The organism is Xanthomonas sp. CFBP 8445 (assembly GCF_025666235.1).
Classification (GTDB): domain Bacteria; phylum Pseudomonadota; class Gammaproteobacteria; order Xanthomonadales; family Xanthomonadaceae; genus Xanthomonas_A; species Xanthomonas_A indica.
The window spans coordinates 4472674-4497442 of record NZ_CP102594.1 but is presented as its reverse complement, the minus strand read 5'-3'; the positions used below and the strand labels follow the sequence as shown (position 1 = coordinate 4497442).

General features: G+C 63.8%; 21 protein-coding genes. 11 read left to right on the top strand and 10 right to left on the bottom strand.

Features of this window, described 5'->3' with window-relative positions:
- The first annotated feature begins 13 nt into the window (after positions 1-13).
- From NUG21_RS19445 to NUG21_RS19420, 6 genes are all read left to right on the top strand, one after another.
- Positions 14-553, top strand: coding sequence for a DUF4189 domain-containing protein (locus NUG21_RS19445; protein ID WP_263391757.1), 540 nt, complete (start codon positions 14-16; stop codon positions 551-553).
- A gap of 55 nt (positions 554-608) precedes the next feature.
- On the top strand, positions 609-932 hold the full coding sequence (locus NUG21_RS19440; RefSeq protein ID WP_019796336.1) for a hypothetical protein: 324 nt from the start codon (positions 609-611) through the stop codon (positions 930-932).
- A gap of 24 nt (positions 933-956) precedes the next feature.
- On the top strand, positions 957-1481 hold the full coding sequence (locus NUG21_RS19435; protein WP_263391756.1) for a hypothetical protein: 525 nt from the start codon (positions 957-959) through the stop codon (positions 1479-1481).
- Positions 1482-1551: 70 nt separating this feature from the next.
- A complete protein-coding gene (locus NUG21_RS19430) occupies positions 1552-2142 on the top strand; it encodes a hypothetical protein (protein ID WP_263393122.1) in 591 nt (196 codons plus the stop codon).
- A complete protein-coding gene (locus NUG21_RS19425) occupies positions 2139-3497 on the top strand; it encodes a Tle-like phospholipase domain-containing protein (RefSeq protein ID WP_263391755.1) in 1359 nt (452 codons plus the stop codon). The genes NUG21_RS19430 and NUG21_RS19425 overlap by 4 nt, the downstream gene beginning before the upstream one ends.
- 148 nt (positions 3498-3645) lie before the next feature.
- Entirely contained in the window at positions 3646-4956 is a 1311-nt protein-coding gene (locus tag NUG21_RS19420) for a recombinase family protein (protein ID WP_263391754.1), read from the top strand.
- Between the two features lie 65 nt (positions 4957-5021).
- Here the strand turns inward: NUG21_RS19420 and NUG21_RS19415 are convergent, their stop codons facing one another.
- Positions 5022-6053 (bottom strand): tyrosine-type recombinase/integrase, encoded by a 1032-nt coding sequence (locus NUG21_RS19415; RefSeq protein ID WP_263391753.1) that lies wholly within the window; start codon positions 6051-6053, stop codon positions 5022-5024.
- A gap of 374 nt (positions 6054-6427) precedes the next feature.
- Here NUG21_RS19415 and imuA point away from each other — a divergent pair, with 374 nt between their 5' ends.
- The 4 genes from imuA to NUG21_RS19395 all read left to right on the top strand — a co-directional run bounded on the left by imuA (position 6428) and on the right by NUG21_RS19395 (position 12758).
- Complete coding sequence (imuA, locus tag NUG21_RS19410) at positions 6428-7222, top strand: translesion DNA synthesis-associated protein ImuA (protein WP_263391752.1); 795 nt, start codon at positions 6428-6430, stop codon at positions 7220-7222.
- The gene (locus NUG21_RS19405; RefSeq protein ID WP_263391751.1) at positions 7161-8483 is read left to right on the top strand and encodes a Y-family DNA polymerase; all 1323 of its coding nucleotides are present in this window, start codon (positions 7161-7163) and stop codon (positions 8481-8483) included. Before imuA ends, NUG21_RS19405 begins: the two co-directional genes overlap by 62 nt.
- 10 nt (positions 8484-8493) lie before the next feature.
- On the top strand, positions 8494-11616 hold the full coding sequence (locus NUG21_RS19400; protein ID WP_263391750.1) for an error-prone DNA polymerase: 3123 nt from the start codon (positions 8494-8496) through the stop codon (positions 11614-11616).
- A 191-nt stretch (positions 11617-11807) separates the two neighbouring features.
- Entirely contained in the window at positions 11808-12758 is a 951-nt protein-coding gene (locus NUG21_RS19395; protein ID WP_263391749.1) for a 2-hydroxyacid dehydrogenase, read from the top strand.
- 268 nt (positions 12759-13026) lie between these two features.
- Here the strand turns inward: NUG21_RS19395 and NUG21_RS19390 are convergent, their stop codons facing one another.
- On the bottom strand, positions 13027-14433 hold the full coding sequence (locus tag NUG21_RS19390; RefSeq protein WP_263391748.1) for an ISNCY family transposase: 1407 nt from the start codon (positions 14431-14433) through the stop codon (positions 13027-13029).
- Between the two features lie 211 nt (positions 14434-14644).
- On the opposite strand from NUG21_RS19390, the gene NUG21_RS19385 reads away from it, so the two are divergent.
- On the top strand, positions 14645-15976 hold the full coding sequence (locus NUG21_RS19385) for an ATP-binding protein (RefSeq protein ID WP_263391747.1): 1332 nt from the start codon (positions 14645-14647) through the stop codon (positions 15974-15976).
- An 820-nt stretch (positions 15977-16796) separates the two neighbouring features.
- Here NUG21_RS19385 and NUG21_RS19380 read toward each other — a convergent pair.
- The 8 genes from NUG21_RS19380 to NUG21_RS19345 all read right to left on the bottom strand — a co-directional run bounded on the left by NUG21_RS19380 (position 16797) and on the right by NUG21_RS19345 (position 24582).
- Positions 16797-18248: a toll/interleukin-1 receptor domain-containing protein gene (locus NUG21_RS19380; protein WP_263391746.1), complete on the bottom strand. Its 1452-nt coding sequence runs from the start codon at positions 18246-18248 to the stop codon at positions 16797-16799.
- Between the two features lie 276 nt (positions 18249-18524).
- Positions 18525-19274 (bottom strand): TIGR03747 family integrating conjugative element membrane protein, encoded by a 750-nt coding sequence (locus NUG21_RS19375; protein ID WP_263391745.1) that lies wholly within the window; start codon positions 19272-19274, stop codon positions 18525-18527.
- The gene (gene traD, locus NUG21_RS19370) at positions 19271-21463 is read right to left on the bottom strand and encodes a type IV conjugative transfer system coupling protein TraD (RefSeq protein WP_263391744.1); all 2193 of its coding nucleotides are present in this window, start codon (positions 21461-21463) and stop codon (positions 19271-19273) included. The genes NUG21_RS19375 and traD overlap by 4 nt, the downstream gene beginning before the upstream one ends.
- Position 21464: 1 nt before the next feature.
- On the bottom strand, positions 21465-22049 hold the full coding sequence (locus tag NUG21_RS19365) for an integrating conjugative element protein (RefSeq protein WP_263391743.1): 585 nt from the start codon (positions 22047-22049) through the stop codon (positions 21465-21467).
- Positions 22046-22654: a lysozyme family protein gene (locus tag NUG21_RS19360; RefSeq protein ID WP_263391742.1), complete on the bottom strand. Its 609-nt coding sequence runs from the start codon at positions 22652-22654 to the stop codon at positions 22046-22048. Before NUG21_RS19360 ends, NUG21_RS19365 begins: the two co-directional genes overlap by 4 nt.
- On the bottom strand, positions 22639-23397 hold the full coding sequence (locus tag NUG21_RS19355) for a TIGR03759 family integrating conjugative element protein (protein ID WP_263391741.1): 759 nt from the start codon (positions 23395-23397) through the stop codon (positions 22639-22641). Before NUG21_RS19355 ends, NUG21_RS19360 begins: the two co-directional genes overlap by 16 nt.
- Positions 23398-23407: 10 nt before the next feature.
- Complete coding sequence (locus NUG21_RS19350; RefSeq protein ID WP_263391739.1) at positions 23408-24067, bottom strand: hypothetical protein; 660 nt, start codon at positions 24065-24067, stop codon at positions 23408-23410.
- Complete coding sequence (locus tag NUG21_RS19345; protein ID WP_263391738.1) at positions 24061-24582, bottom strand: PFGI-1 class ICE element type IV pilus protein PilL2; 522 nt, start codon at positions 24580-24582, stop codon at positions 24061-24063. Before NUG21_RS19345 ends, NUG21_RS19350 begins: the two co-directional genes overlap by 7 nt.
- Positions 24583-24769: the final 187 nt, after the last annotated feature.

The following is a 24769-nucleotide window of genomic DNA, read 5'->3' as shown; positions in this document are numbered from 1 at the left end:
GAACGAGAGAGCTATGTACCTAAAACTTCTATCGCTTTGCATCTTGATGGGTGCCGCGTATGGCGCCCGCGCGGAAGGCGGATGCCCACCCGGCCAGTATCCGATCGGCGGCCAGGGGGCGGCCGGTTGCGCCCCGATGCCGCAGAGCCAGGCGGCCCCGCAGGAGGCTCCCCGGCCGACCGGGTACTGGGTCAAGACCTGGGGTGCCATCGCCATGGGCGCGGGCGACGGCTGGAACAGCCTGGGGGTGACGACAGGCAAGGCATCGAAATCCGAAGCGGAGGCCGACGCGCTGAGGCGCTGCTCTTCCGATGGAGTGAAGGGTTGTCGAATCGGTTTTGTCTACAAAAACCAGTGTGCGGCTGTCGCGGAGCCACAGGTGGGGGGACGGGCCTACCTCGACGGACCGACCAGCTTCGCCGCGGCAGGCGATGAAGAAGCAGCCAGCGGCGTCGCGATGGAGCGTTGCGAGCGGGAGAATCGCGCGGTTTCCGGTATGCAATGCAAGGTCATCTACACCGCATGCTCCAAGGCGGTTTTCAAGAGCTATTGACGGCGGGCCTCAAGCGAGGCTGAAAGGTTGGCTACCCCCTCAAGGAGAAAGGGTCGTGAAGAAGCGTGGACTGTTTGCTGCAGCGCTGTTGTCGGTCATGGCGTTGCCCTCGTGGGCGCAGACCGATGGCTACTACGAGTTCATTCCGTACTACAACAACGACCCCTTCCTCTTTTGCACGATCGGCGTGCCCAGTGACTGCTGGGCGCCGATCAATCCCGCCACGGGCGCGTTCACCGTCACCAACCCGTACTGCTACAACGCCTACTCGTCGGCGATGTTTGCGCGCGTCTGCCCCCATGCATTCACCGGCGGGAAGGTGGGGGCGGCGGCGACGCCCCGTTCTTCCGTGGTGCCGGACAGCGCCGCCGTTCCCTGAACCGATCGACGCAGGAGTCGTGACATGTCCCACATGGCGTTGTCGAAGGAGTGGCAGGCTTCCGTCCGGCGCACGTCCGCGCTGCTGACCACCGCCTTGCTCGCGCTGCTGCTCACCGCCGGCATGGCCGTCCTCGCGTACCGCAGCGCCGCCAACGTGGCGCTGCTGGTGGCCCAGGGTACGGCGGTGGTGGGCGCATTGCTGCAGGTCGGCATCGTGGGGCGGCTGAGCCTCCTGATGCTGCGCGCTTCGCGCGCCTGGTGGCGCCTGCGATCGGGGGGCAAGCGGACGGAGGAGTCGAAGCAGTTGCGGCGGGCCATCGCGCAGGCGGTCGTCGTGACCGCGCTGATGTCGATGTCGGCCCTGGCGGCCGCGGCGCTTGCCGGCTCCCTGCCGGTTTTTATGCAGGTGCCCGAGCTGGGCTTGTCCTTTCTCATTTTGATCGCGATGCTGCTGGTGCAGGGCATGCACGTGCGAAAGAGTTGCCGCCGGCTCACCGGCGCCCTTGCCGCCGCGGAGCATGCCGCGCGGCGCACCCTGGTGGCCTGAGACCCAATTCGTGAACGCCAAGATCCCCTTTGCTTTTTCCCTTCTGCTGCTGTTGACAGGATGCAACCCGATGAACACTGCCTCGGAGAATGCCGGCACGCCACGCGCGGAGGCCGGCGGCGACCCGGTGTACCGAAAGAACTCCCATCCGACGCAAGCCTTCCGGATCACGATGACGATTGAAGGCGCGCCAGGCGATTTTCGGTCCGTCAAGGGCGCAGCGTTCTATCGAATCACCAACTATGAACAATGCACGCCTGTGGATCCGGTGGCGGGTGCTTGGTCGAAGCAGCGAGAGGAGAGTGTGCCTGCGACCTTCCAGAAGATCGACGACAAGACCTACGTGTCCACGATCTATGTCGATGGGATGGTGGACGCAGACTACTTCGGCAAGGGCATCTGCCACTGGGATCTGATGGGTGTGGGGATGTCGCTCAAAGCCTCGGGGACGGAGGACGAGACGAATTTTTCGCCCAGTCTGGAGAAGGTTCAGATCATGGATTCGAGTGCCAAGACCACCTATTTCTGGAAGGGCCACTACCCTCGGGAGGATGTGAAGAACTTCGCTGATGTCGGGAGTGCGAGCGTCGAAGATTTCAAGGAAAGTACTCGCGACGATCTCTTCAAAGTCACCCTGTCGGCGCAGAAGGTGGAGCCGTGAAGCTCACCGATCAGCAATATGCAGCGCTGGCCTATGACGTCTATTCGAAGCCGAGGCAAACGGGCATCAACAGCCCTGAAGTGGACATCGGTGGCGTCTCCTACAGGCGTCTGGAATATGTGGATCGTCCTTCGGGCTATCAGGGAGTCCTCTACCAACGCGTCGATGATGGCCAACTGATCGTTGCCCACCGTGGCACGGAGTTCGATCGACAGCCCTTGCAGGATGGTGTGCTCGCCGACGGGGGCATGGTCGCTACACGGCACAACGCGCAGGTGGCTGATGCCATCGACTTCACGCGCGAAGCCTTGGCGTATGCGAACACCCTTGGCAAGGGGCGCGAAGCCCCGGAGGTTTCCGTCACCGGTCACTCGCTCGGCGGAGCGCTGGCTCAGGCGAGCGCCCACCACTTCGGCCTGAAGGGCGAAACCTTCAACGCCTACGGTGCGGTCAGCCTGGATCGCCGCATTCCCGAAGGCGGTACCGACGTCATCAACCACGTCATGGCCGGCGACCCCGTCAGCGCTGCCAGCCGGCACTACGGCCAGGTCCGCATCTACGCGACGCCCGAGGAAGTCGCCACGCTGCAGCGCGCCGGCTACGACAACAGCAAAAGCGGCTGGGATGCGCGCAATCCCTTCAGCGCGGTCGGCGGGTTGATCGTCGAGTCGCACCGCATGCACAACTTCCTGCCGGTGGACGGCAACGGGCGGCCTGATCGCTCCGTGCTGGAAGACCCGGCGGCGCACCAGCGTGCCGAGCAGTACGCGCCGATGATCGGCAAGTACCGCGGCGATGTCGAATCCATGCGGGTCGGCACGACGCTGCTTGCGCGCGGCGTGCGCGGGCTGGCCGGTGACGCCGTCAACGAGCTGCGCGGGCCGTTGCCGGCGGGCGAAGGCCGGCGGGGCCTCGGTGCGCCGGAATGGTCGGAACACATGCAGCGGCTGCATCTGCCGAAGACGGAAGCCCGCGAGCCCCAGGGTTGGCACGTGCCGCTGAAGGTGCCGGAGCACGGCGCGGCGTTGCCTGCCGACCTGCAGGCGGATCCGCTCTATCTGGCCATCAAGGGAAAGCTGCCCGCGGATGTTCCGGCCATGGCGGCGATGTATGCCACCAACGAGGCCCGGCGCGACGGCATGACCCGACCGGAGCAGATCAAGAGCGTGCAGATGGACAACGGTGCAGCCTGGATCGAAGGGCATACCCCCGGCTTTCGCGTGAAGGTGGATCTATCGGCGCCGCAGGCGACCATGGCGGCTGCGGCAGACGCCCGCGCGGGCGAGGAAGCATCGCGCAACTTGCAGTCACAGGAAGACACCAGCGTCCAACAGGCACCAGCCCGGGCGCGCTGAGGTAGTATCCGGCTCGGCCTCGTCAACGTCGCATAGACGTCTGATCGTCGCATGTCGCCTTCACGGCGTGGATTTGAACAGCAAAAAGAGATCTGAGCGCACGCGCAGCAAGTGCTGAGCGTGCTCCCATTCTTTTGCCGGAGATCCCATGCGCTGCGTCATCTATACCCGCAAGTCCGCGGACGAGACCGACCCTCAACTGAGCTCACTGCAGGTCCAACGCGACCTGTGCGCTGCTTACATCGCGAGCCAAGCCTACGAAGGCTGGCACCTGCTCCCCGAAAGCTATGACGACGGTGGCTACTCGGGGGCCACGCTCAAGCGACCTGCACTGCAGGGACTGCTCACCCAGGTTCGGCAGGGTGCGGTCGACATGATCGTGCTCTACAAGATCGACCGCCTGTCGCGTTCGCTTCGCGACTTTCTCAATCTCATCTCCCTCTTCGAGTCCTACAACGTCACATTCGTGTCGGTCACGCAGTCGCTGAACACGGCTACCAGCATTGGAAAGCTCTTGCTCAACGTGCTTCTGTCATTCGCCCAGTTCGAGCGCGACATGACCTCCGAGCGCCTGCGCGATTGGTTCGCAGGCGCTCGACGGAGAGGGCTTTGGAAAAGTGGCCGCCGCCCCTTCGGTTATACGGTCCAAAAGGGATACCTGGACATCATGGAAACGGAAGCGGAGGCCGTCCGCTACGCGCACCGGCGCTACGCCGCCATCGGGTCGGTGAAGCTCCTTGCCGACGAGATGCACCGGAAGGGATTTCGCAATCAGTACGGCGGTCCGCTCAAAAAATCTGCATTGACGCGTGTGCTGCGCAATCGCCTCTACTGCGGCGACCTTGTCCACCTCGGCCAGCCGCAGCCAGGCCAGCATACGGCGATTATTTCAGAGGAGACATGGCGTGCAACGCAAGAGGCGATGGCGCAAAGCGGGGCGCGGCGGTCGGCCAGGAATCGCTATCCTTTCATCAGCGTGCTGCGTGGCTTGATCTTCAACGAAAGCGAGCGAGCGCTCATACACGTGGGAGTTCCGAGGAAAGGCACCCTCTATCGCTACTATGTCCCGAGATTGCAGCGCTACGGCGCTGGCACGACGTGCCAGGACCGGTACCGTGCGAAGCCGCTGGAGCAGGCGCTGATCGCGCTGATCGACCGTCTCACTGGGATGGCACTGGATCGCCAGACCCACCACCAGAAGGCCGAGTACCTGCGTGGGATCATTCGCCGCATCAAGGTCTTCCCCGATGACCTCGAAGTGACATTGCTCACTGGGGGCGTGTTCCGGACACCCCATGCCGCCAGGTTGAAGCCACAGAAGAAGCCGCGCGGCGCCCCACCCTGGCTTGCGCAAGCACGGAGGCTGCGCAAGAAGGGGAACAGCAAGGCCGAAACCGCGCGCTTGCTGCAGGTCCCGTACTCGCAGTTCTGGCGCGCCTCGGTGAAGTACGAATTCTAGAAACTCTGGAGGTTGGCATCGGGCCGCCGCAGCCTATGGCATCGACTGTGGCGGCTGGGGGGGCGTCAATGCATGGTGGCGCCGGCCGCGGTGTTTGGATGCAGCCGGACGAACTTCCACTGGCCGTCGTTGATGCCTCGGCCATCGTTGTACGTGTTCGTGGTTGATGGGAATTTGTGACCGAGCAGGGCCTGCGTGTCCACGCCGATGTCCCGGTATGAGCGCTCAGCGAGCGATCGCACTTCATGCAGTGAGGGCAGCGTCCGCCCAGGCGGAACATCGCAAGCGGCGAGTACCAGCTTGCGGAGTTCGATGAACTCGTAGCTGAGCTTCGCCGGGGGGCTCGGCATGCCATTGCGTTTGGGCAGCATGAAAGCCGATCCCTTCGCAGCTTCTCTGCAGTCCTCGATGACGTCCCCGAGCACCAGCCCGAATTCCGGCAACGCCAGTTCGAGGGGGATGGCGATCTGCCGTCCTGTCTTGAGTTGCCTGACCCACAGGTGGCCGTCGAAGACCTGGTCGAAGCGCATGCAGGAGAGGTCGGCGCGGCGTTGTGCCGAAACCAGTGCGAGCCTCAGCATGCGGTGTGCCACCGATTTCCTGGAGCACCTGGACAGCATGCTCTTCCAGACTTCCGCCGAGAGCCGCATGCGCCGGACCTTGACCCGCGGCGGCCGCACCGCGTCGGCCGGATTGCGATAGGACCAGTCCGAAAGCACGGCCTCGTTGAAGATGTCCTTGGCTTCGATGATGACCCTGCGCGCCGAAGTGTCCAGGCCGCGCATCTGCATGGCTTTTCCGGCTCCAGCGATGTCGGAGGGCCGCAGGGTGTCGAGCGCGCGATCGCCGATCAGCTCGGACAGGTGCATGCACCACAGCAGTTTGTCCTGTCGGGTCTTGTCCTTGATGTCCCGAAGCGCGATCAATTCCCGATAGTGCGGAAGCCAGTCGTTGAGGGTGGGATTCTCGGGGCGGCGTGGAATGGCGTACATGTGATGGGACCCGTTGTTGGACAGCTGCCTGCGCGGCAGTGAATGATCGAAACGGGTGTGGGGGCGCGCCGGGGCGGGCCGCGGCAGGCACAGCGAATCGTGCACGGAAAGCACCGGAGGCGGTGGACGCCGCGCCCGGTGTGGTGCCTTCCTGCTGTGCAATCTGCCTGCTCGGCAGTAGATGTCGGAAAGAGCGCTGGTAGCGCCCGTTTTCTCTCAGCTGCCTGTTCGGCAGATAGGGCCATTGAGTGGCCGCGATGTTGCTGCGAGCACAAAGTAGCCCAAGCGGAGGCGGGAAGCAATCGCCACTATCCCGGTCAGGCGCAAGGGACAGGGCCGCCCCTGACCGGGAGGCTTTTTCCGGAGATTCCACAGTGCCTACAGGTGGACGGCATAGCCGGCGACACCCACGATTTCGCGGGCATGGATATACTGTTTATTCATACAGTGCATGTGTTTTCGCACTGTTGAGTTAGCCCATGTCCTATCGCATCACCTCGCCGCGTGCCTTCGACTCGACCGTTCTTCCCCCGCATGTGGCGGAAGCGGTGTGGCTCGGTGCGGACGTCGGGCAACCCCTTGGGCGCACAGTACCTTCCGGCTTCGATGCCCTCGATGCGCAACTTCCCGGGGGAGGCTGGCCTACCCACACGCTGACCGAGCTGCTCATGCCGCAGCCAGCGCTTTGCGAATGGCGGTTGCTGGGTCCGGCCGTGCCGGCGATGTTGGCATCGGACGGGTGCATCTACCTCGTGGCGCCGCCCAAGCAGCCCCATACGGTTGGCCTGGCGCAACTGGGCCTGCCGCCCGATCGCATCGTGTGGATCCACGCCAGCGGGCCCGCGGACCGGTTGTGGGTGACGGAGCAGTTGCTCAAGTCCAACCCTGCGGGCGCCGTGCTGTCCTGGCTGCCACAGGCGCGGCCGGAGCAAATCCGCCGGCTGCAGGTCCACGCGCAGTCCTGCGACGCGGCGGTGTTTCTGCTGCGGCCCACGGCCGCGCTGTCCGGCGCGTCTCCGGCACCGTTGCGTGTCGCTACGGCCCTGGGCAAGGGCTGGCAGCTGGAAGTACGCATTCCGAAGCGGCGCGGAGCCCCGCTGGACGGTGCCCTGCACCTGGAGGCCATCCCGGCGAGCCTGGAATCCATGCTGCCTCCGCGACTGAGGACCACACCGGCCCCGTCGCTTCCACCCCGCCGCAAGGAGCCTGCCGATGTCTTCGCATTGGGCCGTGCTGCTTCCCCTTCCGCCTTCGGACTGCCCGCATCCCATTGATGCGCCGTCGCTGGGCACGTGGGCGCTGCAGTTCACGCCCCGGGTGGCCCTGCTGGAGGACGCAGTGGTCGCCGAGGTGGGCGCGAGCGCGCGGCTCCACGGCGGTATGGAGGCGTTGCGCGCGCTCGTGGAAGCGGGCTGCACGGAACTGGGCGCCCGGATCGCGTGGGCGCCCACGGGCCTGGCGGCGCTTGCGCTGGTGCGCCATGCCCCTGACGCGGCGATCCCGGACGGGTTCAGCGCGCCCATCGCGCAGTTGCTGGACCGACTTCCGTTGGACTCGCTCGCTGCTGTGGGCAAGCATCGGGCCACGCTGGCGCGCGTGGGATGCCGCAGCCTGGGCGATGTCCGGCGCCTGCCGCGCGGGGGCCTGGGCCGGCGCTTCGACAAGACGCTGCTGGCCGCGCTGGACCAGGCCTACGGATTGCGGCCCGAGGCCTACGAATGGATCACGCTGCCGGAGACCTTCCATGCCCGACTGGAGCTCATGGCGCGCGTTGAAACCGCTCCCGCGCTGCTGTTCGGGGCGCGGCGCCTGCTGGTGCAAATGGCCGGTTGGCTTGCGGCCCGGCGACTGGGCGCGACCGCGTTCACGCTGCGCTGGTGCCATGACGTCATGCGGGCCAAGGACGCCGGCACCGGCGGTGAGCTCACGGTGCGCACGGCCAGGCCGACGCAGAACGTCGAGCATTTCGCACGCCTGCTGGCCGAGCACCTGAGCAAGGTGCAGTTGCTGGCGCCCGCGGGCGACATCGAGTTGCTGGCCTCGGAGGTCGCTCCGATCGTCGAGGAAAGCCGATCCCTGCTGCCAGACACGTTGCGCAAGGGCGTGGAAACGGAGCTGGCCCTGGAGCGCATCCAGGCGCGCCTCGGCACCGACTGTGTGCGCCGCCCGGTGCTGCAGGAGGACCACCGGCTCGAATGGATGCAGGGCTGGATCAGCGAGCCCGTCAAGCGCCGCAAGGTGGCGGAGCCGGCCCATGTGCTCCCGTTGCCCACGTGGATGCTGGACGAGCCCTTGCGGCTCATGGAACGCGACAACCGGCCGTACTACCAGGGGCCGCTGCAGCTGCTGCTCGGGCCGGACCGCGTCGAGGGCGGTTGGTGGCATCGAACGGGAGAGGGAGACGATGCCCGGGCCTTGAACGTCCAGCGCGACTACTGGCTGGCCCTGAGCGCCCATGCCGGTGTGCTGTGGGTGTTCCAGCAGCGACTGGCGGGGGACCAGACCGCGTGGTTCCTGCACGGACATTTCGCATGAGCGGGCCGCCATGAACCGCAGGCCGCGCACCATCCCCGACTACGTAGAGTTGCGCTGCGTGTCGAACTTCACCTTCCTGCGCGGCGCGAGCGACCCGGAGGAACTGGTGCGCCGCGCGAAGGAGCTGGGCTACAGCGGGCTGGCCCTGGCGGACGAATGCAGCATGGCCGGCGTGGTCCGGGCCCATGTGGCGGCTAAGGCGGCGGGGCTGCCCCTGATCCTCGGTGCGCAGTTCTGCGTGCAGCCGCGCACCGCGGACGAGGCACGCTTCACGGTGGTGGTCCTGGCGCGGAACCTCAACGGGTACGGCAACCTCTGCGAGTTCATCACGAAGCTGCGACGTGTATCGGCCAAGGGCGAGTACCACCTGACGCTCGGGCAGATCACCGGGGCCGAGCTCGCGGACTGCCTTGCACTGCTCTGCCCGGATCGCCCATCCACCGATGCGCAGCTGGGGGCCGCGGGGACCTGGGCGCTGGCGCATTTCCGCGGGCGCTGCTGGATCGGCGTGGACCAGGTGCGGCAATTGGACGACGAGGCATGGTTGCATCGCATGCGCACGCTCGCGGAACTGACGGCCCTGCCTTTGGTGGCCGTGGGCGACGTGCATATGCACGTGCGGTCGCGCAAGCCGCTGCAGGACGTGTTGACGGCCACGCGGATCGGCAAGCCGCTCACGGAATGCGGGCACGCGCTGCACCGCAGCGCTGAGCGCCACCTGCGCACGCGGCTCCGGTTGGCGCAGACCTTTCCGGCCGATCTGCTCGCCGAGACGCTGAACGTCGCCGCACGCTGCAGCTTCTCGCTCGACGAGCTCAAGTACCAGTATCCCGACGAGGTCGTGCCGCGGGGCCACACCGCGGCGAGCTTCCTGCGGCAGGTCACGTATGAGGGGGCGGGTCGGCGCTGGCCGGAAGGTATCTCACCCACCGTGCAGGCACAGATCGAACACGAACTGGAGCTGATCTGCGAACTGCGCTACGAGCACTACTTCCTCACCGTGTACGACATCGTCGCCTTCGCGCGATCGCGGCACATCCTCTGCCAGGGCAGGGGCTCGGCCGCCAACAGCGTGGTCTGCTACTGCCTGGGCGTGACCGAGGTGGACCCGGCGCGGATGTCGGTGCTGTTCGAGCGCTTCATCAGCAGGGAGCGCAACGAGCCGCCGGACATCGACGTGGACTTCGAGCACCAGCGGCGCGAGGAGGTGATCCAGTACCTGTACACGAAGTACGGCCGCGACCGGGCGGCCCTCACGGCCACGGTCATCAGCTACCGGCCGAAATCGGCGATCCGGGATGTGGGCAAAGCCTTGGGGTTCGACCTGCAAACGCTGGATGCGCTTGCGGAAGGTCAGAAGTGGTTCGACGGGGAGGACATCCGCCTGGAGCGCTTCGAGGAACTGGGCATGTCCGTGTCGGACCTGGCCGTGCGCCAACTCATCACGCTGACCACCCAGCTGATCGGCTTCCCCCGGCATCTTTCCCAGCACACAGGCGGCTTCGTGCTCACGCGCGACCGGCTGTCCCGCATGGTGCCGATCGAGAACGCCTCCATGGCCGACAGGACAGTGATCGAGTGGGACAAGGATGACCTGGATGCCGCGGGCCTGCTGAAAGTCGATGTGCTCGCGCTGGGCATGCTGTCGGCCATCCGGCGCGCGCTCGACATGATCGGCCAGCGCCGCGGCTATGCGTTCGGCATGCAGGACATCCCCGCGGAGGACAGCGACACCTACGACATGATCTGCAAGGCCGACACGGTCGGCGTGTTCCAGATCGAGAGCCGTGCCCAGATGAGCATGCTGCCGCGGCTGCGTCCGCGCTGCTTCTACGACCTCGTGATCGAGGTGGCCATCGTGCGGCCGGGGCCGATTCAGGGCGGCATGGTGCATCCGTATCTCAACCGCCGGCAGGGCAAGGAGCCGGTGACGTACCCCAGCGAGGCCCTAAAAACGGCGCTGGGACGGACCCTGGGCGTGCCCGTGTTTCAGGAGCAGGTGATGCAAATCTCCATCCTGGCTGCGGGCTTCACTGCCGGTGAAGCGGACGGGCTGCGCCGTGCCATGGCGGCCTGGAAGCGCAAGGGGGGCCTGGGCAAGTACTACGCCAAGATAGTGGACGGCATGACCGCGCGTGGCTATGAGAAGGCCTTCGCCGAACAGATCTTCGAGCAGATCAAGGGCTTCTCGGAATACGGCTTTCCCGAGAGCCACGCGGCCAGCTTTGCGCTGCTCGTCTATGCGTCGTGCTGGATCAAGCGGCACGAGCCGGCGGCGTTCCTCGCGGCCCTGCTCAACAGCCAGCCGATGGGCTTCTACTCCGCGAGCCAACTGGTGCAGGATGCCCGACGCCACGGCGTGGAGGTGCGCCCGGTGGACGTGATGTACAGCGACGCGGAAACCTCGCTGGAGGATCTTCCGGATGTGCCCGCCGTGCGGCTGGGCCTGCACATGATCCGCGGCCTGCAGGCCGCCAGCGCGCAGCGCATCATGCATGCGCGCCGCGCCGGGCCGTTCGATAGCGCCGAGGAACTGGCGCAGCGCGCGCGGCTGGAGCAGCACGAGATGAAGCTGCTCGCGGCCGCCGGCGCCCTGGCCACGCTGTCGGGGCACCGCCGGCAGCAGGTGTGGGATGCCGCGGCGCTCCACGCCGCTCCTGAGCTCTTGCGGGAGGCTCCTGTCGATGAGGAATACCTTGAACTGCCGCCCGCGCCGGAAGGCGAGGACGTGGTGTGGGACTACGCATCCACCGGCCTCACGCTGCGCAGCCACCCCATGGCGCTGCTGCGCAAGCGCCTGGACAAGTACAAGCTCAAGACCTCGGAGGAACTGCGCCACACGCCCCATGGGCGCACGGTGCGGACGGCCGGCATCGTGACCCTGCGGCAGCAGCCGGAGACGGCCAAGGGGACGATCTTCGTGTCGCTGGAGGACGAACACGGTGCCACCCAGGTCATCGTCTGGCGCGGCGTGCGGGAGGCCCAGCGCCAGGTGCTGCTGGAATCCCGGCTGCTGGCCGTCAAGGGGCGCTGGCAGCGCGAGGGAGAAGTGTGCAACCTGGTGGCGGACCGGCTCGCCGACCTGTCGCCGTTACTGGGGCGGCTGGCGACGGAGAGCCGAGATTTCAAGTGATTGAGCGCGCGATGCGAAGAGCTAACTGGTAGACACTCATGGTGTCAAGGCTAAGTAGAGATGTCGCTCTGATGGCCAAGTAGAAATGTCAGCTCTGATACCACTGATGCTAGTCAACTCGGTTATGTTGCCAACGTTAGTGGTTAAAACCCTCCACCTATGGTGAAGTATGGCCAGCTGGAGCCTTTGGAATGTCATACATGCCGATCCCTCTCCTTGTTGTAATAGAACTGACGCATGAAAGCTTGTGTCGTCTCGAAAATGCAGGGTTCGAAATCCATGTCGCGCCCAAAGCCTCAGCACGACAAGCACTCACACAAGCCATGGGCGATAGCATTCGTGCTGTACTGACAAATGGCTCGACAGGCCTGAGTGCCGACGAGATCGCAGCGCTTCCGAAGCTTGAGATTATCTGCGCACTAGGTGCGGGCTACGAAAATATTGATCTGGCAGCCGCAAGAGCCAGAAGAATAGTTGTTACCAATGGTCCGGGCACAAATGACGCCTCCGTCGCAGATCACGCGATGGCGCTGCTCATGGCCATTACCCGTGGAATCGTTCAGGCTGACGCAGCCACAAGACGTGGCGATTGGGCGATCTCGCGTCAACCCCGGCCCATTATCTCCGGGAAAAGACTCGGCATCCTAGGGTTGGGCAATATTGGTGAACAAATCGCCCAGCGAGGCGCGAAGGGATTCGGGATGTCGGTTGCCTATCACAACCGTAAACCTCGCGATGGATCACCCTGGCGCTACTTCCCTTCAGCGATAGCACTCGCCGAATGGTCGGATTTCCTGATTGTTGCCACGCCAGGAGGAGTATCGACAACTCACCTCGTAGATTCGGCTGTTTTGGATGCGCTTGGTGCCAACGGATTTCTCGTCAACATCGCGAGGGGCAGTGTAGTAAATACAGCAACGCTGATAGACGCGCTGACGCAAAGCCGTATTGGTGGGGCTGCACTCGACGTGGTCGAGGGAGAGCCAAACGTGCCGAGTGGTCTGGCGGAGCTGCACAATGTCATTCTCACACCTCACATTGCTGGCCGTTCCCCAGAAGCTGTACAGGCGACAGTGCAGCTTGTTCTCGACAACCTGTCCGCGCATTTTGGGGGCCGTTCCGTGCTGTCCTCTGTGTTTTAATTGAATACAGCCTAAATGTTGGCATCCAGCAGGATGCAAATTCCAGTACTAGATCTCGACACTGAACCTGCGAATCCCGAGTTTCTGCGCGTACCGGTTGAGAGCATCCAGTGTCCGAAATACCCTCACCAATTCCCGTCGCGAGCGGAGAGGGAAGTGCCGGCTTTCTTTGCTGTAGCGTACCTGCAGCTGCCATCCATGCCCGTCGGGGCCTGGAACGGCTCGCACATCCCATGCTGCTCCAGCAGCCACCAAAGCACTGAGTCCTTCAGCGGTGATCGACTGACGCATAGCGGCTCCGCTTCGGCAGTGAGCTTTGCTGCAGGGCAGCTAGGATGTCCTCCGGCATGAACTCTTTGGCCTTCTTCTTCGGCGGCTCCTGGCGTTGCGCTTTGGTTGGCTTCGGATTGCCCGGTACCGCTTGAGAACGGCGGCTGTCGCGCTGCGCTTGCATCCGCTGGGCAACCTGCAGGATGTGCCCCAGCCGCTTGTTATCGACGATAGCGCCCTGATTAACCTCAGGCAGCTGATCGAAAACGCCAAAGGGCAGGGGAACGCCTTCCGATCTAATTTCTATGCGCCCGCATGGAGAGTGATAGATGTCCACGTAGTGGCCAGCCAGGCCTCGCGTCTGCGGAGTATCATCAATCAGGTAGAGGCGTTTGTCGTATTGCAGGGTGAGTCTTTTCGAGACTCGCCGGGGCTCGCGCCAGGTGAGGATCAACGAAAGATCTTCATCGTCGCGTACTGGGCGGTGGGCATCGAAGTCCGAGCGAGCCGGTTTGCCGAAGCGACGATTGTAATCGGCCATGAAGAGCGGCAGATAAGCATTGGCGGCTTCGACGGTGCTGATGTTTCGTAGTCGCAGTTCCTTGACCAGGCGATCCTGCAAGGTGAGATGGGCTCGCTCGACGCGGCCCTTAGCCTGGCTGGAGTTGGCGCAGAAGGTATCGATGTTCAACTCGAACATGGCCCTGGCGAACTGCGTGTGGCCATCGCCACCCTGAGCATCTTTGCTGTTGACTCGAAACACACTGGCCTTGTCGCTGTAGAGCGCCAAGGGCTTACCGTGGCGCTCCAAGTAGGCCCGAGTAGCCTGAAAGTAGCTGAAGGTTGATTCGCTGCGAGCGAATGCCAGATGCATGAGGCGGCTGGTGGCATCGTCAATGTAGACGAGCAGCGTACAGGCCGGTGCTCGGTCCTCGAACCAGCGGTGATCGCTGCCATCAATCTGGATCAGCTCGCCCAGGCAGGCCCGACGATTACGGGGCTGGTACACCTTGGGCGGCCGCTGCCGACGCGGCGTCCATAAACCGGCATCCATCATGATGCGCCGGACCGTTTCCTTGGCCAGGCGTAGGCCGTGACATTCAACGAGCTTTTCGGCCGCAAGCGTGGGCCCGAAATCCTGGTAATGCTCCCGGATCAGCGCGGCGGCGCGCTGCTCAAGGCCAGGTCGCAGCTGATGATTGCTGGGCTGGCCGCGCTTGCGTGAGGTTAGGCCTGAAACGCCGTCGTCCCGGTAACGCTGCACCAGGCGGTGAACCTGCCGGGTACTCAGCTGCAGGCGCTGGGCGGCGCGGGTGGGCGTGAGGAAACCCTCGGTCACCGCCTGGATGACCTTGAGGCGATCGACTTCGCGTAGGCTCATCGTGATCCGCTCGTAGGCTGACATCCTGATCGCTCCGCATCGGCTGCAAAACCGGTAGGCTAGCCGCCTGGCGTGATCGGGACATTTCTATTTGGCTGGATCGCGACATTACTAATTGGCCGTAACACATGGCGCCGAGTTCCATCCGGTCATCATGAATCAGCGTACTATTTAGAAAATTAGATCTTTCGCGAATTCATCAGGAGGAATTGTGGCAGGGACCGTGATTAGTGCTATGGAGCTTAAGCTCCAAAATGGGGCGTCCAAGCTAGTTGACTTGCTTCACCCTGAAAGAATTAGCCGTCGCAGCTTTGAAACCACGGTTATAACAGGGAGAAATGGATCTAACAAAAGCACCCTTTTAAAGCAGTTGGTTAAGCGGATTGCTCGCCCTCCGCTCGGCGGCGAATTAGTGACCGAGTCGCTCAATCCAAATCACCATCAGGTGCTCTGCATCTCCGGGTCTGCGGCAGATCGATTCCCGCAAAAGTCGAATCCTGGCGGGTCGCGCACAGCATTCGATGTACCAAACTACACTTATGTTGGCCAGCGCGTGGGAAGCAATTTGCTCAGCAAAAAAGCGCCACTTGAGGCTATGCTGAGTTTTGCACTAGATGCTAGGAAAAGAGAACGATTTAGTTGGGAATTCTTTCGGGATGCTCATGCGTATGCTGGGCTACGCTCTGAATCGAGGTATAAGGTGCAGTTAAGTCCAGGTTGGCGAGAGATGGAACTGGATCTCATAGGTGCTATTCAAGCTAAGAGCCGTGAGAGGGGGGAGGTACGCAATTCAAAGCGGTCGCTTCCTCACGTGTCGCCTGCCACGGCGGAGTGGCTACTCGATGAATTTGACTACGATGACTTCATCGAACTTCAGAATTGGGGAGCTCGGAAGGGTGTAAGGCTCGCAACTGTATCCCTATCCGAGCGTGGCGCGGCAGTAAAAAACTCTGAGATTTCGAAAGAGGCATTGCGGTTGGGTCTGCTGACCGAGCTTGTTCGACTGCGCGAAGTCACTGTTATGCCAATCGAGGGAGAGTGGTTCATGCCCGCTGAAGAGCTGAGTTCTGGCGAATACCATATGCTCTCAACAATGCTCGCTGTTGGCTTCGCGCTGGAACCTAAAGCTGTACTGCTTATGGATGAGCCAGAGAATAACTTGCACCCCCAGTGGCAACGTGATCTTATGTCAGCTATTTTTGATGTGTGTGATAAAGTGCGGCTGGATGGACACGTAATTATATCGACCCATTCTCCACTCATTGTTGGATCGGTTCCGGAATCGAGTTCCGTGGTGGACATGTCTTCCGAGCCAACCCGGCTCAGTCTGGTTTCATATGGGGCATCATCTGATGAACTACTTTTGTCGCAGTTCGGCGTTGGATCAAGCCGAAATGCGATAGTGGTTGAAACAATTCAGCGGGCCATATCGATGGTAGAGAACGGCAGTTATGGTGGGGAAGATTTTATGGGGTTGGTGCCAGATCTTAAAAAGATACGCTCGGCGCTTACGGATAATGACCCGTTGATAAGCGTGATTGACGCGTTGATTGACGACGGGGAGTGACTTGTGCACATTGGATTTGAATACATTGATCCTGTACCAACTCGCCCCGCTGGAGCGACGCCATCAGCACTGTATAGATATAAATGGACCTCTAGTGCCAAAGTGGTGTCCAGTTTCAAAGAAAATATCAAGTCGGCGCTTCGAGAGGCACAACTCGGTAGGTGCTGCTTTTGTCGTCGACGCCTTGGTGATAACGGGGACACGGATTTGGAGCATTTCCTTGATAAGGATTACTTTGAGGATTTTCGCTTTGAAATTAGGAATCTTGCGCTCTCGTGTGGTACGTGTAATACCAAAAAGAACGGAGCGTTCGCAAGTTGGCGTGCAAAGATCGCTAGTCGTCCAAAGGGATTTATAGGCCCCCGGCCTCGCAACTGCCCAGCTATCAATGTGCATATTGGTTCGGGTGGCGCATATCCTTCGGCTCCGGAGAATTTTCGATGGGTGAATCCTTATGTGCACGTCTACTCTGAGCACATTTTGGTTGCAAAAAGTTGGGTCTTTCGAGGCGTCACGCCCACGGGTCGGCGCACCGTCCGAGCCCTGAAGTTGAACGATCTTGGGGACGTCGAGCGCAGGGCCCTCTATGAGAATCTTGAGATGCGTGGGGGCCGCATCAGTATGTTGTTTTGTGCTGCCGCGCAACTTGAGCAGCATCGTGCATCGGAAGTTCTCTCAGCCGTTGTTAGAGCATTGGCCCGGCGGAAGCGCATCGCGAATAAATCTGCATAGTTGAACGACGTACGCCTGAAAAAAGTGCGGCAGTCGTATAGTGGACTCGCGGCTGCCGACTGAAATACTCGTCGCAATACGTACGCGCCTATGGCCTGGAAGCAAGCTTTTCAATGCCGATCAGACTGCCTACATTCACCCGCTCATAGTTGAAGCGGGGAGCGCGTTGCCCTCCGGAGTGGGCCTCGATCAACGGTGCGAGGCCATCTGCATTGCTTACTCCCAAAAGTCCTTTTATCTTTTCAAAATATCCAATCGATTGGGCGCGCGCAAATAATTCTAGTGCTCCATAATGCCGACCGCCATAAACGTACATATGCGGCCACCAAATGTCCCAGTTCCTTGAGTTAAGTGAATCTAGATCGCTTCTGATGTATGCAATAAGATCAGCTTGGACGATCTTTCTTAGATTAACCTGAGTGCCAACTAACCGCTCGCTTACAAGCTTGCCGATAGGAGAGGTGTACTGCTTAGGCTGCGCTTCGTTGTGCCTTGAGAGGGTCTGCACTGAATTGTTGAATACGGTGAAGTTGGAGATTGGCTGCTTGCCCAATTCTCTATTTCGCTCGTTGTAATATGCGCTATTCAAAAGTAGACTGCACAGGTCAAACCGCTCGTGGCTGATGAAGGTAGCAAGCGCGTGGATGAAAAATTCATAGCCGAGAAACCGGAAGTTGTCGAAATCGGAGTCATTCCATGATCTGACCCCTTCCGGTCTATCGAAGTACGGTATAAGCGACTCAAAGAATCGGATAGTTTTGGGGCCAAATTCACTTGTGACGCCATAGGTGGCTATGGCTTCAAATGTATGATTTAGCTCGTTACGAAGGGGTATTGTCGAACTTAGATTTGTGAAGAAAACATCTGCCCAGTCTTCAGATTCTGAGTCATGGAGACGAAGCCGTTCGAGATTTGTGGAGACCGTCTGGAAGTAATCACTTAGTGCGCCCCCTGCTGAAGGCTTTCCACTTTTCATCGCCTCAATCGCGCGACGGAATGCGGGAGCAGTCCCGAGAGAGAGCTCCTCCGGTTCGTCCAGATACGCCGGACGTTGACCGATTGCTCGGCGCTGGTACAGCGGCTTATTGTTGATCCATCGAATTAGCGACTCAAAATTCTCGTTGTACTTGTCTTGATTACTCAGGTCTATGTATATCCGGCTGGCGTAGTACGTTGGCAGGTAGGGGTTGCCTTCAGCATCTCTCTCTGATAGCACAGCTACGAATTTTCCCTTATCCATGTTTGCATAGATTCTCGGCGAGATAATCTGAGCTTCCACCCCCGCGCCGCCAGTCCTTGCATTCGTCTTTTCTGCATAAACTCGATCGCAAATCAGAAGTACCTTCTGAACCGTTGGATCGTTAACAATTCTCTCCATGAACTGGATGGAATCATCGCCCTCGCGGAGATCGAACTTATCGAGCAACACGTGGACGCCCGCATCACCCAGCTCATGGGCCAAGTCCACAACCCACTGAATGTGATCCTGATTGGTCCAGCTGTAAGATATGAATACTTTTGGTTTTTCCTGATCGCTCACGGCTCCTCCCGAAACTGTTGTTGATGATATGTGGCTGTCGTTTGAATAGTGTCGTGGCGCTTCTGCCGAGCGCCTTGCGTCTGCTCAATATCAAGAATTGTTTTGCACTTTCGTGCTCACTATGGCAAGTGCCGCAGGATTCTGACTCAGTGCTGACGATAAAGGAATTGCGGGCTGATCGAGTTGCGATGTATACCATGGCCGCTGACACGCGGCTGAGGGAAAGGTGACGATGAGCAAACTAGATGAAGAGGTCTCGGTCCTCCTCGCATCGCGTCAGAGATACTTCTTGAAGCTCCCCGCCGCGACATCCGTCGCGACCCCCAGCAGCACCGCCGCCGGCAGCAGGATCGCCACCGGATGCACGCTCATCGGCAGGGCCAGGTAGGTCACCCAGGGCAGCACCGCCAGCGGCACGAGGCTGGCGCGCGCGCGGTGGTACAGAAACCCCGACTCGCGCCCCGCACCGAAACGTCGGATGTCCCGGCGGACCAGCCCGTCCACGAACCCGGCGAATGCCGCCAGGAGGAAGAGCGGCAACGACAGGCACAGCACGAGCAGGCGCACCATGAACACCAGCACGGTGTAGCCCGCGGCGATCAGGTAGTCCTGCGCCTGCGTGGCCACGGTGCCGAGCGCTTTCTGCAGGCTCCATGCGTGGGCGCCCGCGTTCGCGCGGGCCTGGCGCGAGGCGTCCCGCATCCATTCGAGCAGGCCGCTGCGCACGAACACCCACTCGTAGCCTTGCTGCACCCAGTGGTGCGCGGTGCGCCCTGGCTCCTGCACGAGCGCGCTGCGCACGAAGTAATCGGACAGCTGGTCCAGTTCATGGCTCAGCATGGCCTGTGCGTGGCGCCAGCCCTGGTCCGGCCAGAACAGCGCCATGCCCACGCATTCGACCACGATGCACAGCAAGAGCGATCCGCACAGCACGCCGAAGCAGCGGAACGGCAGCGTGATGAGGCCGACGATGAAGCCCTGCTGGCGGACCTGCTGGCGCTGCGCGGTGGCGGCGACATCGCTCATGGCATGCCGGCCCCATCCATCCCGCCCTGGTCGGCGGGGTCGTCTGCCTCGGCCGTGGCGAATGCGTCCTGCAGCAGGTCGCCGGGCAATCCGTCATCCCGAGGTCCCGCGGCGCCCTGGCCGTCCCACCAGCTTCCAGCGTCCATGACGTAGTGCAGTCGCATGCCGGCGGCCAGTTCCTGCAGGTCGCGCGGCATGGCCTCGTCAGGATCGGGCGCGGGCAGGGGCATGCGCACCTTCCACAGGTTGCCCCCTTCGAGCAGCGCAAAGGCCTGGCCCTTTGGCAGCGCGACGACGTGCGCGGGCTCGATCAGCGGAACGCTGGTGCTGGCGACGCGGTCCTGGGTGTTCGAGGTGAAGGCGGTGTTGCCCGTGGGATCCGAGCTGTCGGTGGCACCGCTGGTCACGGACGTAGCGAAGACCTCCACCTTCGGCAACTGGCGGGTGAGCAGTTCGGCCGTGGCCGTTTCCCTGACGCGGAGCATGACCAGGTTGTTGAAGTTGCCCACCACTTGGCCGGCCTTGGCGCGGTTGCCGATGCGCGCCTCGATGTCGGAGAGCGTCTGCGTGTACGCCGTAACCTGGACACCGGCGCCACCTCCCTTGTTGACCATGGGGATGAACTCGTCGCCCATGAGCTCGTTGAACTCGTCGGCATGGACGTTGATCGGCACCTTGCTGCTGGCGTTGGCGCCGGGCAGCCCGTCGTCCACGCCGAACTTGTAGATGTGACCGGCGACCGACACCAAGTCCGAGAACATGGAGTTGCCCACGGCGGCTGCCACTTCCGCATCCGAGAGCGCGTCCAGGCCCACATACACGATCGCGCGCTTTCGGATGACCTGCATCCAGTCGAAGATGGGCCGTGGATCGGCCAGGTCCGAGTAGTTCGGCGCCAGCAACTGGGCGATCTTGCCCGTGGTGAGCTTCTCCAGCAGCGGCAGCAGGCTGGCGACGATCTTGTCGAAGTAGGTCCGGTCGTAGCGCACCGCGCTGCGCAGGCCGTCGAGAACGGGGTCGTACACGCGCACCTGCGCGAGGTACTGCTCGATCGCGATCACACGCTTCTCGCGCCCGATCATGTTGCGCGGGATGTTCTTGTCGTTGAGGCGCGCTTCGAGCTGGACGATGATCTCCCAGGCCTTGGGCTCCGTCCGCGCGAAGAAGTGCGCGGCGTACTCCATGAACAGCGCATCGATGTTGATGACGTGGCGCTGGATCAGCAGGTAATCCGGGCGCTGACCCAGTTCCACGAGTGCCCGCGCGATGATGTTGACGAACCGCCACGCGAACTCGCGGAAGGCCGCGCTGTTGCCCTCGCCGGACAGCTGCCCCGCGATGCGCGTGGCGACTTCCGAGATGCGGCCGAAGCGCCCCACCGCGTTGTAGCGCGCGCTCAGGTCGGGCCAGCCCAGGTGGAACACATAGAACTCGCCTTCGCGTCCGGCGCGGCGCGCCTCGACGTACATCCGCTTGAGCAGGTCCGCGTCCCCCTTCGGGTCGAAGACGATCACCACCTCGTGCCCACCGTCCGCGGCGCGGCGGCGGATGTCCTGCGTGATGAACAGTTCGGCCAAGCGCGTCTTGCCGACGCGCGTGGTGCCCAGCACCAGGGTATGCCCGACCCGCTCTCCCAGCGGCAGGGTGACGTCCACCTCTTGCGGCTCGATGCCGTGCAGGCGCGGCAGCCCGCCGACCGGTGGCAGGGGCCGCACGGGGTTCATCGGGTGGTCCCACGCCGTCCAGCGCGCCAGGCGCGCGAACGGTGGTGGCGCGAACTCCAGGCGCTCCTCGCACCGCCGCGCGAGCCGGTAGAGCGCTGTCGGCTCTACGTAGCGGCGGAACTCGGGCCGGTAGGTCTGCATCAGCCGGTGCGTGTGGCGTTGGTCCCAGCGAAAGCCGCGGCCGAGGAACAGGCGCTGCTGGCTGACCGGGACGTCGCGGCTGGTCATCACGTAGCGTGGCAGGCGGCGGATGTTGCGCCGGTAGCGCAGGATGGCGTGGGCCTGCCGCAGGCGGATGCCGCCGAAGGCCGCGAAACCGAGGGCGCTGGCGAACCCCAGCGTGGGGCTCAGCGCGAGCGACCACGGTGCCACCACGCACGCCAGCGCGGCGCCGGCGCAAACGGCAACGGTGTATAGCTCCACCGCGGGGCGCAGCAGCACCTCGACTGCATGCGCCTGGGCCATGTCACTGCTCGATGCCTGTGGCGGTCAACAGGGCCGGGTAGTGGCGAAGCCCCAGCCTGCGGGCCAGATCGTCCCCCGAGGCCGGCGAGAGCACCAGACCCGGCGCCAGGGCGCGCAGCTCCTGCAACGCCAGCGGCGACGCGACATTCACCACGAGGCCGGCGGCGCGCAACTGGCGCAGCGTGCCGACGCGCTGCTGCAGCCAGGCTCTGGACCGCGGGTCGTCACCGACCAGGAAAAAGGGGGGCAGCCCCGGCGCCTGCAGCGGGCGAGCTTCCACGACTCCAGGGGACAGCAGGGTGGAGCGCACTGGCAGGCCCACCGCCTCGACCGGGACGACGGGCACCGTGGCCTTGGCTGCCCCGCTGGTCGAAGGGGCGCCGCTCGCTCGCAACGGGGGAAGCCCGAGCTCGTCGTAGTAGCGCTGCGCCGATACGCCTCCCCGGTCCTCGACGACGATCAGGCCGGGGCGGGGCGACAGTGGCGATGCCACGGGTTCCGCACCCAGGCCCAAGGACGGCAGGCAAGCCAGCGCGAGCAGCCACCGAGGCGCGCACGGGTGGAATCGCAAGGCGGGGAGCTTCATGGGGTGGTCTCTCGACGCGGATTCAGTGAGGCCATCGCCTGCGGGTTGCCCAGCACGCGCACAAGGTGGCGCTGCACGGCGCCGCGGTAGCGCGCTGCGGGCGGGCCGCCTGCGGGGCGGTGGTAGCGGCCCACCGCGGTCATCCAGTCTTCGCCGGGCCGGTGCTGCTCATGCAGGATCTCCGCGGCGATACCGAGGTTGCGGTAGGGGTCCAGCAGCGCGCAGGGTCGCTGCACGCGGTGCGCGTGGTAGCCCGCATTGACCTGGCCGAGCCCGACGTCGATGCGTTCGGCGGGCGTGTCCCGCAGTGCGCTGCGCAGCGCAAGGCAGGCGTCAGCGCGCGTGGCGTGCCGCTGCGGCGTGCCGGCGACGTTGAGCGTCCACGGCCAGGGAACCAGCCGGCCGCGCAGCCGGGTTCCGCTCTCCTGCAGCGCGACCGCATACAGCACGGACGAGGGCACGCCCGATTGCGCCGCGGCGATCTGGTAAGCGGGCGGGGGGAGCTCCTGGGCGCGGGCGGGAACGGCGCTCCATGCGGCTGTGCCCAGCGCGATCGCCGCGCGGAGCGCAGCGGCGCAGTGCGGCGTAATCACTGTCGCTGCCATTGACCACCCACCTCGCGCATGACCGCCGGCAGATCGCCGGACGCGCCGAGCGACAGCCAGCGGCCGCCATCGTGGTTGAGCGTGATCGTCCGCGCCCGCACCTTGGCGGGATCGACGCCCGCTCGCCGCGCCCACCGGCGGATGCGCTCGTCGTCGCCGCGGCTTCCGATCAGGTACACGTCCACCGGTGTGCCGGCGGACTGGAGCTGCTGCACGCGCTGGTCGCATGCGGCGCAGTCCTCCTTCACGAACAAGGCGATGCGACCCGGTTCGGCGGTGCCGCTGCTGCCGGCTGCCGGGCCGGCCTGCAGTGCCACGCGCTGCTGGTTGGGATACAGCCGCTGCCACGCCGCGTCGTATGCGCGCTGGTAGTCCAGGGTCTTTTGCACGCGGCGCGCCTCGGCCTGCACCTGGAGCTCCGCATACCGTCGCCGCTCCTCGTCGCTGCGTGCCTCGATGCCGAGTGCCGTCAGCGGATCGAGGTTGGGGGAGTAGATGCCGAGAGGCCCCTGCATCAACGTCCTGTAGCGCGACCAGTCCTCCACGCGCAGGCCCCATTCGCGGGCCCGGGCCTCGTCGTCGTGGGCATCGGTCAACGGCCGTGCTGCGCTCGCCGTGGTGCGGGTCTCGCCGACGCGCGCTGCTTGCGCCTGGGCCTGCGCCACGTCGGGCGCACCCAGGCCCAGGACGCACAGGCATGCCGCGATGAGCACCGCGATGGCTGAACGGCTTTCCGCTCGCATGTTGGTCGCCTCAGCGCGCACGCAGCGGCAGCCGGCGCACCTGGTCTCCGACCGAGAACACGGCGGCTTGCGGCTCGACCACTTCCAGCCGCCACCCACTCTCCTGCTCGCCCTCGCGGAGCAGCCGAACCTGCGAGTTCGACCCCGGCCCGGATGGAACGACCGCCAGGAAAGGCACCCCGGCCCGCATTTCGCTGCCGAACACGGTGAACGGTGGTGGGGAGGGCGCGCGCTCGCGGGCCGCCGCAGCTTCCGATGCACGCGCCTTGCGTGGCGCTGCGGCCGTCTTGCGGGCAGCGACTTCGGCCTGCAGTGCGTCGATGCGCGACGACAGGGCAGCCAGATCCTCGGCCCGAGCCATGCCCTCGCGTGCGTGTTCGAGCGCCGTGAGCCGGTCTCCGAGTGCCTTCTGTGCCGTGGAGAAAGCTGCTTCGCTGACGGGCGCCGGTTGCCGGCGCGCGGCATCGAATGCTCCGCGCAACTGTGCCACGCTGCTCGCCAGGCTCTGCATCTCCGCATCGACGTTCGCCTGCTTGGCTTCCTGCGCCATGCGCGACAACTGAGCCGTGTTGTAAGCGGTCACCCCGCCCACGAGCATCAGGGTGATGGCGCAGGCCCAGAGGGCCCAACGATCGCGGGGGCGTCCGGCGGGCGGGTGCGAGATCACCATGGCTGTTTCTCCTTCGGAAGCCAGGCCGGCTCGATCGCCGCGGCGCTGGCGCCGGCCCGGTGAAAGCAGACCATGCGCGCTGTGTCGTCCACCGAGAGTGCCCAGGCGTCGCCGGCCATGGTCTGGAGCGCGTCGCGCAGCGTGATGGGGCCGAGACGCACATGTGCCGCGGGCAGCGGCAGGGCATACAGGGTGCTGCTGTCCGCGTCGGGCGGACACAGCCGGTAGCCCGACTGCCGCAGCAGGTACTGCAGGCCGTCCTGGACCGTGGACCCTTCGGCCGATGGCTGCGTGACGTTTATGACCTGCATCAACAGATCGCGCTGCCCAGTCTCGGCGCCGAGCTCGACCAGGGTGTAGCGGCCCTGCCGTGTGACCGTAACTGGCGAAGGTCGGTCCGCGTCAACCCCGGCGGGTGCCGAAGCCGTGGGCGCAGGACTGGGGGCGGCGGTCTCGTCGGCAGGTGGTGCGCTGGCGCATCCGCCCAGGAGGACTGATGCGACCGCGGCGGCCACCGGGGCGAATCCCCAGCGGCGGGGGGCGGGCGAGGGGTGTGGCTGCATGCGGGTCGTCCCGGTAACTTGGGTGATCGAGACGATGCGCGCGGGGCGTGGTCGAGTCAGGCAACAATCGGGATCGCGGCGCGGCGCTTTGCCGGGCCGCCGGCGTTCACGCCGATAACAAAACGAAATGCAGGGAGAA

Bases quoted from the DNA above. Each gene is read 5' to 3' on its own strand.
- NUG21_RS19445 (WP_263391757.1), top strand. From the start codon at position 14: ATGTACCTAAAACTTCTATCGCTTTGCATCTTGATGGGTGCCGCGTAT.
- NUG21_RS19435 (WP_263391756.1), top strand. From the start codon at position 957: ATGTCCCACATGGCGTTGTCGAAGGAGTGGCAGGCTTCCGTCCGGCGC.
- NUG21_RS19430 (WP_263393122.1), top strand. From the start codon at position 1,552: ATGAACACTGCCTCGGAGAATGCCGGCACGCCACGCGCGGAGGCCGGC.
- NUG21_RS19420 (WP_263391754.1), top strand. From the start codon at position 3,646: ATGCGCTGCGTCATCTATACCCGCAAGTCCGCGGACGAGACCGACCCT.
- imuA (WP_263391752.1), top strand. From the start codon at position 6,428: ATGTCCTATCGCATCACCTCGCCGCGTGCCTTCGACTCGACCGTTCTT.
- NUG21_RS19405 (WP_263391751.1), top strand. From the start codon at position 7,161: ATGTCTTCGCATTGGGCCGTGCTGCTTCCCCTTCCGCCTTCGGACTGC.
- NUG21_RS19400 (WP_263391750.1), top strand. From the start codon at position 8,494: ATGAACCGCAGGCCGCGCACCATCCCCGACTACGTAGAGTTGCGCTGC.
- NUG21_RS19395 (WP_263391749.1), top strand. From the start codon at position 11,808: ATGTCATACATGCCGATCCCTCTCCTTGTTGTAATAGAACTGACGCAT.
- NUG21_RS19390 (WP_263391748.1), bottom strand. From the start codon at position 14,433: ATGTCAGCCTACGAGCGGATCACGATGAGCCTACGCGAAGTCGATCGC.
- NUG21_RS19385 (WP_263391747.1), top strand. From the start codon at position 14,645: ATGGAGCTTAAGCTCCAAAATGGGGCGTCCAAGCTAGTTGACTTGCTT.
- NUG21_RS19375 (WP_263391745.1), bottom strand. From the start codon at position 19,274: ATGAGCGATGTCGCCGCCACCGCGCAGCGCCAGCAGGTCCGCCAGCAG.
- traD (WP_263391744.1), bottom strand. From the start codon at position 21,463: ATGGCCCAGGCGCATGCAGTCGAGGTGCTGCTGCGCCCCGCGGTGGAG.
- NUG21_RS19365 (WP_263391743.1), bottom strand. From the start codon at position 22,049: ATGAAGCTCCCCGCCTTGCGATTCCACCCGTGCGCGCCTCGGTGGCTG.
- NUG21_RS19360 (WP_263391742.1), bottom strand. From the start codon at position 22,654: ATGGCAGCGACAGTGATTACGCCGCACTGCGCCGCTGCGCTCCGCGCG.
- NUG21_RS19355 (WP_263391741.1), bottom strand. From the start codon at position 23,397: ATGCGAGCGGAAAGCCGTTCAGCCATCGCGGTGCTCATCGCGGCATGC.
- NUG21_RS19350 (WP_263391739.1), bottom strand. From the start codon at position 24,067: ATGGTGATCTCGCACCCGCCCGCCGGACGCCCCCGCGATCGTTGGGCC.